General features: G+C 69.7%; 10 protein-coding genes. 3 read left to right on the forward strand and 7 right to left on the reverse strand.

Features of this window, described 5'->3' with window-relative positions; all coding sequences use genetic code 11:
- Window positions 1-125: 125 nt before the first annotated feature.
- From QH470_RS37590 to QH470_RS37620, 7 genes are all read right to left on the reverse strand, one after another.
- A complete protein-coding gene (locus tag QH470_RS37590) occupies window positions 126-1,352 on the reverse strand; it encodes a cytochrome P450 (protein WP_280277166.1) in 1,227 nt (408 codons plus the stop codon).
- Window positions 1,349-2,989, reverse strand: a complete 1,641-nt coding sequence (locus QH470_RS37595; protein WP_280277167.1) for an acyl-CoA synthetase — start codon at window positions 2,987-2,989, stop codon at window positions 1,349-1,351. Before QH470_RS37595 ends, QH470_RS37590 begins: the two co-directional genes overlap by 4 nt.
- Before the next feature lie 24 nt (window positions 2,990-3,013).
- Window positions 3,014-4,258 carry a hypothetical protein gene (locus QH470_RS37600; RefSeq protein ID WP_280277168.1) on the reverse strand — a complete coding sequence of 415 codons (1,245 nt, stop codon included), beginning with the start codon at window positions 4,256-4,258 and terminating at the stop codon, window positions 3,014-3,016.
- Window positions 4,255-4,809: a nuclear transport factor 2 family protein gene (locus tag QH470_RS37605; RefSeq protein WP_280277169.1), complete on the reverse strand. Its 555-nt coding sequence runs from the start codon at window positions 4,807-4,809 to the stop codon at window positions 4,255-4,257. The genes QH470_RS37600 and QH470_RS37605 overlap by 4 nt, the downstream gene beginning before the upstream one ends.
- A 3-nt stretch (window positions 4,810-4,812) precedes the next feature.
- Window positions 4,813-5,031, reverse strand: coding sequence for a ferredoxin (locus tag QH470_RS37610; RefSeq protein WP_280277175.1), 219 nt, complete (start codon window positions 5,029-5,031; stop codon window positions 4,813-4,815).
- A 2-nt stretch (window positions 5,032-5,033) separates the two neighbouring features.
- The gene (locus QH470_RS37615) at window positions 5,034-6,242 is read right to left on the reverse strand and encodes a cytochrome P450 (RefSeq protein ID WP_280277170.1); all 1,209 of its coding nucleotides are present in this window, start codon (window positions 6,240-6,242) and stop codon (window positions 5,034-5,036) included.
- 143 nt (window positions 6,243-6,385) lie between these two features.
- Complete coding sequence (locus tag QH470_RS37620) at window positions 6,386-7,261, reverse strand: SDR family NAD(P)-dependent oxidoreductase (RefSeq protein WP_280277171.1); 876 nt, start codon at window positions 7,259-7,261, stop codon at window positions 6,386-6,388.
- An 89-nt stretch (window positions 7,262-7,350) separates the two neighbouring features.
- Between QH470_RS37620 and QH470_RS37625 the strand changes: the two genes are divergently transcribed.
- From QH470_RS37625 to QH470_RS37635, 3 genes are read left to right on the forward strand one after another with little or no spacing between them, the layout of a single operon-like run.
- Window positions 7,351-8,817: an aldehyde dehydrogenase gene (locus QH470_RS37625; protein ID WP_280277172.1), complete on the forward strand. Its 1,467-nt coding sequence runs from the start codon at window positions 7,351-7,353 to the stop codon at window positions 8,815-8,817.
- A gap of 36 nt (window positions 8,818-8,853) precedes the next feature.
- Window positions 8,854-9,603 carry an SDR family oxidoreductase gene (locus QH470_RS37630; RefSeq protein ID WP_280277173.1) on the forward strand — a complete coding sequence of 250 codons (750 nt, stop codon included), beginning with the start codon at window positions 8,854-8,856 and terminating at the stop codon, window positions 9,601-9,603.
- Window positions 9,600-10,481 carry an NAD(P)-dependent oxidoreductase gene (locus tag QH470_RS37635; protein ID WP_280277174.1) on the forward strand — a complete coding sequence of 294 codons (882 nt, stop codon included), beginning with the start codon at window positions 9,600-9,602 and terminating at the stop codon, window positions 10,479-10,481. The genes QH470_RS37630 and QH470_RS37635 overlap by 4 nt, the downstream gene beginning before the upstream one ends.
- Window positions 10,482-10,668 lie beyond the last annotated feature (187 nt).

The following is a 10,668-nucleotide window of genomic DNA, read 5'->3' on the forward strand; positions in this document are numbered from 1 at the left end:
CCCGCCCCGGGGGCTCGGGGTTGGGCCGCGGGGTTTTCCATCCCGGGGTCAACCCATTTATCCCCAACCTCCCCGCCGGGGGGGTTTTGCGAAACGCGGCCCCCCCGCCCGTCGTATGCCGTGGGTCAGTGGTAGGCGACCTGCCAATGCTTGACGCCGTTGATCCAGCCGGACCGCAGCCGCACCGGATCGGCGACCTGCCGCAGGTTCGGCATGGCGTCGGCGATGGCGTTGAACATCAGGTCGATCTCCAGCCGGGCCAGATTGGCGCCCACGCAGAAGTGCGCGCCGGTGCCGCCGAAGCCCAGATGCGGATTGGGGTCGCGCAGCACGTCGAAGGTGAACGGCGCGTCGAACGCGTCCTCGTCGAAATTGGCGGAGCTGTAGAACAATCCGAGCCGCTCCCCCGCGCGGATGCGCTGCCCGCCCAGTTCGGTGTCCTGAGTCGCGGTGCGCTGGAACGCCGTGACCGGTGTCGCCCAGCGCACGATCTCGTCCGGGGCGGTGCGCGGCCGCTGCTCCCGGTACAGCTCCCACTGCTCGGGGTGGTCCACGAACGCCTTCATGCCGTGGGTGATGGCATTGCGGGTAGTCTCGTTGCCCGCCACGGACAGCAGGATCACGAAGAACCCGAATTCGTCGGAACCCAGTGCCTCGCCGTCGATGTCGGCGCTCACCAGTTGGCTGACGATGTCGTCGGCGGGCTCCGCGCGCCGCCGCTCGGCCATGTTCCAGGCGTAGCCGAGGATCTCGGCGGAGGCGGTCACCGGGTCGCCGTACTCCGGGTCGTCGTAGTTGAGCATCTGGTTCGACCAGTCGAACAGCTTGTGCCGATCGTCCTGCGGCACGCCCAGCAGCTCCGCGATCGCCTGCAGCGGCAGCTCGCACGCCACCTGCTCGACGAAGTCACCGCCGCCGGAAGCCTTGGCGGCGTGCACGATTCGTTCGGCGCGCGCGGTCAGCGCCGCCCGCAGGCCCTCCACCGCCCGCGGCGTGAAGCCCTTGGAGACGATGCGGCGGATCTTGCTGTGCTTCGGCGGATCCATGTTGACCAGCAGCGCGCTCGTGCCCGCCAACTGCTCGGGGGTCGCGAAGCCGGGCAGCCGGATGATCGACCCCTTCTGCTCGGAGGAATACACGTCCGCCCGGCGCGAGATCTCCTTGATGTCCTCGTGGCGGCTCACCACCCAGTACCCGCCGTCCTCGAACGGAGCGGCCTGCTCGGGGGTCTGGGCGTTCCACCACACCGGCGCGGTGCGCCGCAGTTCCGCGAATTCCGCTACGGGACTGCGGGTTTCCCACAGTCCCGGGTCGGTGAAATCGAATCCGCTCGGTATCGACGGAGCTGTCACTTTTCCTCCTCGCGTCCGCGTCGCTGCGAAGCGCTGACGACATGGTCCGGTTCCCGGGATTCCGCGCAGGCCTTGGCCGCTCGGTAGTCGGGCTTTCCGCTGGGGGTGCGGGTGACCACATCGGTCACCCAGATACGCCGGGGCAGTTTGTATCCGGCCAGATGGGCGCGCACATGTCGTTCCAGCGCGGCGAAGTCGACGGCGTCCGGAGCATGCGCGGAGACCACGGCGGCGACCTGATGGCCCCAGCGGTCGTGCGGCACGCCGATCACCACCGCGTCGTAGATCGACTCGTGCGCCTTGACCACGGCCTCCACCTCCTCGGCGAAGACCTTCTCGCCGCCGGTGTTGATCACCATGTTGCCGCGGCCGATCAGGGTGATCGAGCCGTCGTCCTCGACCCGCGCGCGGTCGTCGGTGACCACGACCCGCGCGCCGTCGACGGTGCGGAACAGCTTGTCGGTCTTGGCCGGATCCTTGTAGTAGCCGATCGGGACCGAGCCGGTCTTGGCCAGCCAGCCTTCACCGCCCGGCGCCACCGGGCGGGCCTCGTCGTCGACGACCACCGCCCCGCGGCCGACCTGCACGCGCGGGCCGCGCGCGGGATCGTCGTCCTTCTGCGCGAAACCCATACCGCCGAAACCGGTTTCGGAGGAGCCGATGGAGTCCGAGACCAGCGCCTGCGGAAACAGCTCCAGCAGTTCGTTCTTCACCGGCTGCGACAGCAGCGCCGCGCCCGAGGCGACGACCATCAGCGAGGAGGTGTCCGCCGGCTCGGCACGCAGCGCGTCGAGCAGCGGACGGGCCATGGCATCGCCGGTCAGCACCAGCACCTGCGGACGTTCGCGAGCCACCGTCCGCCACACCTCGGCCGGGTCGAAGGCGGACAGGAAGATCGTCGCGTTGCCCGACCACAGCGCGTTGAAGGTGGGCATCATGGCGGAGGCGTGGATCAGCGGCGGCAGCACCAGCCAGGTCATGGCCGGGTTCTGGGCACCCACCCGGGACTGCTGGTACTCGTCGGCGACCGGCTCACCGGTGTAGAAGTCGATGCCGCCGCCGAGCACCCGCCACATGTCCTCCTGCCGCCACATCACGCCCTTGGGCAGGCCGGTGGTGCCGCCGGTGTACATCATGAACAGGTCGTCGGCGCTGCGCTCGATCGGTGCGCGATCCGGCGAGAAGCCTTGCAGCGCTTGTTCGTACGGCACGGAGCTACTCTCGGCGCCGGAGCCCAGATCATCCTCGGCGACCACGGCGTGCCGCAGTCCGGGCACCAGCGGACGCACCTGTTCGATCACCGGGGAGTAGCAGCGGTGGTGGACCAGCACCTCCAGATCGGCGTTGTCGTAGACGTAGCGCAACTCCTCCGCGCCGTAGCGGTAGTTGATGTTGATCGGGACCGCCCGCACCTTGAAGCAGGCGATCAGCGTCTCCATCGTCTCGAGGGAGTTGTGCATCTGGAACCCGACATGTGTTCCGGCGCCGGCCCCGATCGAGGTGAGGTAGCGCGCCAGCCGACCGGCGCGAGCATCCAGTTCCGCGAAGGTGAGCCGGCGCGGACCCTGGATCAGCGCGACCCGGTCGGGCATCGCGTCGACGGCGTGCTCGAACAGGTCGGCGAAATTGTTCGGCATGGTGTTCGGCTCTTTCGATGGTGCTTACACGACGGACAGCGGCAGCGGGATGCCGCGGTCGGCGAAGGCGAAGTCGGCGCCGGTACTGAAGCGCGTCACGGCGACCTCCGAGGCCTCCTTGAAAGGCTCTGCGGCGGTGGTGATCTCGATAGTGAGGGTGGTGTCGTCGGCGGCGCGGACCCGCGACCGGAACCGCGGGTTCACCCCGCGGATCATCGCGTCGACGGGTTCGAGGTGATCGGGTTCGACCAGCGCGGGCCACGCGCCGTCGGTGACGCCGCCGCCGGTGCGGTCCAGGCGCACAAGCACGCCGTCGCCGTCGGGGGCGATTTCCAGCCCGACGTAGGCCGCGGGGTTCCAGGCCGGATGCAGGCGCAGCACCTGTACCAGCGCCGCGAGGTCGTCGCCCAGGCCCAGCGCCTTGCGGATCCGCTCGGCGGTGAGCCCGGCGATGCCGGTGAACTGCTTGCGCCCGATCTCGCGGGCCCGGTCCGCGCCGCCGCGCTCCCGCACGGCGATCAGGAAACCGAGGGTCAGCAGGTGCTGCTGCAGGCACACCTCGTCGGCCATCCGCACCAGGGCCGACCGTGAGAAGTCGGCGAAGCGGATATCGCTCAGCAGCGGGCCCGCGTAATCCGCGTTGCCGGGGTCGTCCGGATCGATGGGGTCGAGTTCCACGCGGGCGGCCGCCGAGTTCTCCACCAGCGGGGCGTGCACCGGCACCGCCGGCGGCTCGTGCGCCGCGTCGATGATCACCGTCCACGCGCACACCGGATGCCGGTCCGCCGGGCGCCGCGGCGGACGGTGGATCGGGCGCACCTGCGCGTGCGGATTGGTCGCCAGCGCCGTCGCGTCGAAGGTCGGGTCCTCGATGGTGTGGCACATGGCCACCACGAAGTCCTCGCCCATCGGCTCCACGTCCGCCAGCGCCCCGCAGTGATCGAGCCAGAACTCGCCGTGGTCGTGGTCGTCGATCCGGAACCGGAAATCCATGAACTGCGGCGGCGCCCCGATGTCCAGCTGCAATCCCTTGAAGATCGTCTCGACGCCGTTGCCGGGTATGCGCAGCGCCGCGCGCATCCGCCGCGTGTACACCGGGCTGGCGAGCTGCCATTCCTCGATCGCGATCTCCGCCATGCCGTCCCGGCCGAACGCCGCGATGGAATGCGCCATTCCCGACCGGTCGATGAGGTGCCCGCACAGCAGCAGCTCCGGCACCAGCACCGCGAGCTGTTCGCGCGAGAGGTCGGCGAACCGGCTGGACATCATCGGTCCCACAGCTGCGCCGGCGCGGTGCCGATGCGATACCACCCCGGCAGCGGTCCCGACGCCGATCGCTCGATGCGCTTCTGCATGCCGGGCGAGAGCGCGTTGGCGGTGATCATCTCCATGAACAGCGCCGACACGTTGCCGAAGTCGAAGAAGTCGCGCTGCCACGACCATTGGAAGTCGCCGCCGTATCGGAACCAGCTGCCGCCGATGCCCTCCGGCATGTAGGGGCGGCCGTCGTCGCGGGTCTTCTCGTTGATCTGCTTCCAGAACCCGATCACCGTGCCGCTGCGGTCGTCGATCACGAATTCCTGGTACGGGTACGTCCACCCCTCGAGGCCGTCCATCTCCTGACCGAGGGCGAGGTCCCGGATCTCCGCGCGCCCGACCGCCATGAATTCCTGTGTCGGCCCGTAGTTCCAGCCGTAGGTGGCGTCCTCGGTGTACATCTCCGCGAGCGGACGCCAGTCGCCCAGCTCCTCACATCGCTTGTTCTCGTCCTCCCAGCGGCGAACCATCTCGTCGAGCTCGTCGCGTGCGAATGCGGCCATGGGTCACGATCCTTCGTTTTCCGGGGTCCGGTCGTCCTCGACGACCGACAGCGCTTGGGTCGGGCAGTACCGCACGGCGTTCTCCACGTCGGCGCGGTCACGGTCGTCCGGCGCACGCAACAGCTGCGCCTTGCCGTGCTTGGGCACGGAGAAGATCTCCGGGGACTCGGCCTGGCACACGGCGTGGCCCTGGCACAGGTCGAGATCCACCTCGATCCGTATCGTCATGGCGAAACCTCCACGGTGATGGGGAGTGTGGCGAAGCCCCGCACGTTGGTGGAGTGCACGCGCTCGATGCCGCTCTCGTCGACGCGGTAGTCGCGGACGCGATCGACGAAGGCGCGCAACGCGATTCCGGCCTCCAGCCGCGCCAGGTGCGCGCCCAGGCAGAAGTGCACGCCGCTGCCGAAGCTGACCAGCTTGCCCTTGTCCGGTCGCTCGATGTCGTAGACGTCGCCGTCGTCGAACACGGCCGCGTCACGATTCGCCGAGCCGATCAGCAACAGCACCTTGGCGCCCGCGGGGACCAGGCCGTGCTCGAATTCGATGTCGGCCGCCGCCGACCGGGCCACCATCTGGCTCGAGGTGTCGTAGCGCAGCGTCTCCTCCACCCAGGCCCCGACCAGATCGTGGTCGGCGCGCACCTTCGCGAACTGGTCGGGGAAGCGGCCCGCCCAGTACAGCGCGTTGCCGAGCAGTTTGGTCGTGGTCTCGTTGCCCGCCACCACCATCAGGAACATGAAGCCGATGATCTCGTCGTCGGAGAGCTTGTCCCCGTCGATCTCGGCATCGACCAGCGCCGAGGTCAGGTCCTCGGTGCGGGCGCTACGGCGTTGCGCGACCATGTCGGCGTAGTAGCCGACCAGTTGCAGCGAGGCGTCGATGGCGGCGGCGGGCACGTCGAGGACGCCGTCCTCGCGATGCACCACCAGATCCGCGAGCCGCCGGATCTCGGCACGGTCGCTCTCGGGCACGCCCATCAGCTCCGAGATGACGTCCATCGGGAGCTTGCCCGCGACCTCCTCGATCCAGTCGAAGCTGCCGCTCGCCAGCGCCGGTTCCAGGTGCTGGACGGTCAATTCCTCGATCCGCCCGGTCATCTCGGTGACCCGGCGCGGGGTGAAACCCTTGAACACCAGCTGGCGCATGCGCAGATGCCGCGGGTCGTCCATCGCCAGGAACGACATCGTCTTGTGCGCGTGCGGTCCCCACGCCGCCGGATCCAGCGACACCCCGTTCGCGCTCGACAGCCGCGTGCTGTCGCGGAACGCGGAGGTCACGTCGGCGTGCCGCGACAACGCCCAGAAGCCGAGCTCCGGGTTGTGGTACAGCGGCGATTCGGTTCGCAGCCGCCGGTAGACCGGGTACGGGTCGTCGTGGAAGCCGTAGTCGTACGGATCGAACAGCAGCGGTTCCACCGACGACGCCGTCATCGGGACCACCCCGGCAACTGGAACAGGTTCATATCGAAACTCATCGGCACCTCTCCGCGAGACACAAGGCCGGACACCTGTCTGGAAACTACCACCGGACCGATGTCTCGACAACGGTCCTTTCCGATATGGCCGGTCCGAACTCACCGCTCGGCCATCCGGGCCAGCTCGGCGACGGTCCACGGCGGCTGACCCTCGTGGTCTCGGTAGCCCAGCGGCGTCATCGCCGGTCGCTCGAAGCGGCCGACGAAACCGCCTGCGGCGATGAATATCTCGCCGTTGACCGCCCGCGCCGCGTCCGAGGCCAGATAGAGATACAGCGCGGCGGCGTACTCCGGCGGCGGCGCGTCCAGCGAGGCGCGCATGGTCGCCTCGTCCAGCAGGCCCCGCCGATGCAGGTCCCGGATGTGCGCCTCGTAGTCGACCCCGGTCGACAATCGCGTCTTCGCGCCCGGGCACACGACATTGGCCCGCACGCCGTGCTCCTTCAGGTCCGCGGCGACGGCGAGGGTCAGGCTGGTCACCGCGCCCTTGCCCGCCGGATATCCAGTGCCGCCGTAGTCGCCGAGGTAGGCGAACGAGCCCGTGTTGACGATCGAGCCCGAGCCCCGCGCGGCCATGCGGGGCGCCGCGGCGCGGCAGGTGTTGAAGACCGTCGCCAGGTGCGAATCCAGCAGGGTACGCCAATCCTCCTGGCGCACATCGAGAATCGACGAGCGCGGCGGTTCGGGGACGGCGGCGCAGTTCACCAGGATGTCGATCGCGCCGTACGCGTCGGCACACGTCTCGACGAGGCGTTCCGCGACGATCTCGTCGGCGGCCGAACCGGCCAGCGGCAGCGCCCGGCCACCCGCCCGCCGGATCGCGTCGGCGGCCCGGTCGACGGCCGCCGCGGACCGCGAGTTGACCACCACGCCCGCCCCGTGCGCGGCCAGCGTCTCGGCTACCGCCAGACCGATACCGCTCCCCCCGCCCACGACCACGGCACCCATCCCGGCCAGCAGTTGCTCCTCGGCCATATCCATTCCTCCTGCAACGCGTTCTTGTACCCGAACCAGTTATCGAACTATAGTCCGTACAGGTGTCCAGACAGATCTCGGAGAAATGCATGAGCAAACTGTTGCCCAGCGCGGAAGGCTCGCAGCTGTTGGTCGGGGGCAAACTGGTGCCGGGCGGCGCCGGGGTGTTCGCCACGGTGAATCCGGCGTCCGGGGAGGTGTTGGGCCAGGCCGCCAACGGCGACGCCGGCGATATGGACGCCGCGATCGCGGCGGCGCGGTCGGCGTTCGACGACACCGGCTGGTCGCGCGATCACGCGTTCCGCGCGGCCTGCCTGCGGCAGCTGCGAGATGCCTTGCGCGACAACATCGACGAGCTGCGCGAGCTGACCATCGCCGAGGTGGGCGCGCCGCGCATGCTGACCAGCGGCCCGCAACTGGAGGGCCCGATCGGCGATCTGGGGTACTTCGCCGATCTGGCCGAGAACTACGCGTGGGAAACCGATCTCGGCGTCGCGTCGCCGATGGGTATCAAGTCCGGCCGGAAGCTGCGACGGGAGGCGGTGGGCGTGGTCGGGGCGATCACGCCGTGGAACTTCCCGCACCAGATCAATTTCGCCAAACTCGGCCCGGCGCTGGCCGCGGGCGCGACGGTGGTCCTCAAGCCCGCCCCCGACACCCCGTGGTGTGCGGCGCTGGTCGGCAAGGTCATCGCCGAGCAGACCGACATCCCCGCGGGCGTGGTCAACATCGTGACCTCCGACGACCACGCCCTGGGCGCGCAGCTCGCGGGCGATCCGCGCGTGGACATGGTGTCGTTCACCGGCTCGACCGCCACGGGCAAGGCCGTGATGGCCACCGCCGCAACGACATTGAAGAAGGTGTTCCTCGAACTGGGCGGCAAGTCGGCGTTCATCGTGCTCGACGACGCCGACATCGCCGCCGCCGCGAGCTATGCCGGATTCTCGGTCTGCGTGCACGCCGGGCAGGGCTGCGCGCTCACCACCCGCCTGCTGGTCCCCCGCGCGTCCTACGACGCCGCGGTCAAGGCCGCCGCCAAGGCGATGGGCGGAATCAAGCCCGGCGATCCCACCGAGGGGGGCACCGTGTGCGGGCCGCTGATCTCCGAGCGGCAGCGCGACCGCGTGGAGCGCTACATCGAGATCGCCAAGGCCGAGGGAGGCACCGTCGTCACCGGCGGCGGCCGCCCGGACCGGCCGGGCTGGTTCGTCGAACCGACCCTGATCAGCGGCCTGCCCAATACCGCCACCGCCGCCCAGGAGGAGATCTTCGGGCCGGTCCTGGTGGTGATCCCGCACGACGGCGACGACGACGCCGTCCGCCTCGCCAACGAATCTCCCTACGGTCTCTCCGGCGCGGTCTGGGGCACCGATCCCGAGCGCATCGAACACGTCGTGCGCGGCGTGCGCACCGGCACGCTCGGCGTCAACGGCGGCATCTGGTACGCCGCCGACGCCCCGTTCGGCGGCTACAAGCAGTCCGGCATCGGCCGCGAACTGGGCGTCGCCGGATTCGAGGAGTACACCGAGACCAAGCTCGTCGCTACCGCCGAATAGGCACCCGAACAACACTGCCGCAGAAAGGCTTTCATCATGGCACGCTTCACCGGACGATCCGCGATCGTCACCGGCGCCGCCCAGGGCATCGGCGCCGCCTACGCCCAGGCGCTGGCCGCCGAGGGCGCCCGCGTCGTCGTCGCCGACCTCAACGCCGAGAAGGGCGAGGCGGTCGCCAAGCAGATCACCGCCGACGGCGGCACCGCCGTCTTCCACACCGTGGACGTCGCCGATCCCGAATCCGCCACGGCCCTGGCCGAATTCACCGTCGAGAAGTTCGGCGGCATCGACCACCTGGTCAACAACGCCGCCATCTACGGCGATATGAAACTCGACCTGCTGCTGACCGTGCCGTGGGACTACTACAAGAAGTTCATGAGCGTGAACCTCGACGGCGCGCTCAACGTGACCCGCGCGGTGTGGCAGCCGATGTCGAAGAACGGCGGCGGCTCCATCGTCAACCAGTCCTCCACCGCCGCCTGGCTCTACTCCGGCTTCTACGGACTGGCCAAGGTCGGCGTCAACGGCCTCACCCAGCAACTGGCCACCGAACTCGGCGGCTCGAAGATCCGGGTCAACGCCATCGCGCCCGGCCCGATCGACACCGAGGCCACCAAGACCGTCACCCCGGGCACCATCGTCCAGGACATGGTGCAGCGACTTCCCTTGAAGCGCATGGGAACTCCGGACGATCTCGTCGGCGCCTGCCTGTACCTGCTGTCCGACGAGGCGAGCTGGGTCACGGGGCACATCCTCAATGTCGACGGCGGACAGATCATCCGATGACCGGCGGCGAGGATCGGGTCGGGTTCATCGGCCTGGGCAATATGGGCGCGCCGATGGCCGAGCGCCTGCTGTCCTGGCCGGGCGGTCTCACCGTCTGCGATATGCGCGCCGAAGCGCTCGAGCCGTTCGTCACCGGCGGGGCCGAGGCCGCGCCGTCGGCGGCGGAGCTGGCCGCGCACGCCGCGGTGATCTCGATCGTCGTGGTCGACGACGACCAGGTGCGGTCGGTGGTGGCGGGCCCGCAGGGCATCCTGGGTTCCGCCAAGCCCGGCACCGTCGTCGCCGTGCACTCCACCATCAGCGACCGGACGGCCGTCGAGCTGGCGGCCGAATGTGCCGAACACGGCGTCGAATTCGTCGACGCGCCGATCAGCGGCGGCGCGGCGGGCGCGAAGCAGGGCAGCCTGGCGGTCATGGTCGGCGGCAGCGCGGCGGCGTTCGAGAAGGTGCGGGCGCCGTTCGAGACCTTCGGCGGACTGGTCGTGCACGCCGGCGAGGTGGGTGCGGGCACCCGGATGAAGCTGGCGCGCAACCTGTTGCACTTCGTCGCGTTCACCGCGGCCGCCGAGGCGCAGCGGCTCGCCGAGACCGCCGGCCTCGACATCACCGCGCTGGGCAAGGTGGTCCGCCACTCCGACGCCATCACCGGCGGCGCCGGCGCGATCATGCTGCGCGACACCACGGCCGAGATCGCACCGGACGACTTCTGGCACCCCATCCTCAGCCACGTCCGCGACCTCGGCGAGAAGGACCTCGCCCTCGCTCTGGATCTCGGGCGGCGACTGGGCGTCGACCTCCCGCTCGCGCAGCTGGCGCTGGGTGGCCTCGGGACCGGCCTCGGCGTGGGCGGCGGCGAGATCGCGCGGGAACAGACCTAGCCGGACATGCGAATCTCGCCCCGGGGGGGGGGGGGGTGGGCCCCCCCCCGGGGGGGGGGGGGGGGGGGGGGGGGGGGCGGGGTGGGGGGGGGGGGGGGGGTTTTCGGGGGGTTAATCACCCACCCCTAAATTGTTTTTGCGCCGGGGGGGTGTTTTAAACCCCCCGGGGGGGGGGCGACTTTCGTAG

The sequence above is a fragment of the Nocardia wallacei genome (assembly GCF_029868745.1).
In the GTDB taxonomy this organism is placed as follows: domain Bacteria; phylum Actinomycetota; class Actinomycetes; order Mycobacteriales; family Mycobacteriaceae; genus Nocardia; species Nocardia wallacei_B.

Bases quoted from the DNA above. Each gene is read 5' to 3' on its own strand.
- QH470_RS37595 (WP_280277167.1), bottom strand. From the start codon at position 2,989: ATGCCGAACAATTTCGCCGACCTGTTCGAGCACGCCGTCGACGCGATG.
- QH470_RS37600 (WP_280277168.1), bottom strand. From the start codon at position 4,258: ATGATGTCCAGCCGGTTCGCCGACCTCTCGCGCGAACAGCTCGCGGTG.
- QH470_RS37605 (WP_280277169.1), bottom strand. From the start codon at position 4,809: ATGGCCGCATTCGCACGCGACGAGCTCGACGAGATGGTTCGCCGCTGG.
- QH470_RS37615 (WP_280277170.1), bottom strand. From the start codon at position 6,242: ATGACGGCGTCGTCGGTGGAACCGCTGCTGTTCGATCCGTACGACTAC.
- QH470_RS37620 (WP_280277171.1), bottom strand. From the start codon at position 7,261: ATGGCCGAGGAGCAACTGCTGGCCGGGATGGGTGCCGTGGTCGTGGGC.
- QH470_RS37625 (WP_280277172.1), top strand. From the start codon at position 7,351: ATGAGCAAACTGTTGCCCAGCGCGGAAGGCTCGCAGCTGTTGGTCGGG.
- QH470_RS37630 (WP_280277173.1), top strand. From the start codon at position 8,854: ATGGCACGCTTCACCGGACGATCCGCGATCGTCACCGGCGCCGCCCAG.
- QH470_RS37635 (WP_280277174.1), top strand. From the start codon at position 9,600: ATGACCGGCGGCGAGGATCGGGTCGGGTTCATCGGCCTGGGCAATATG.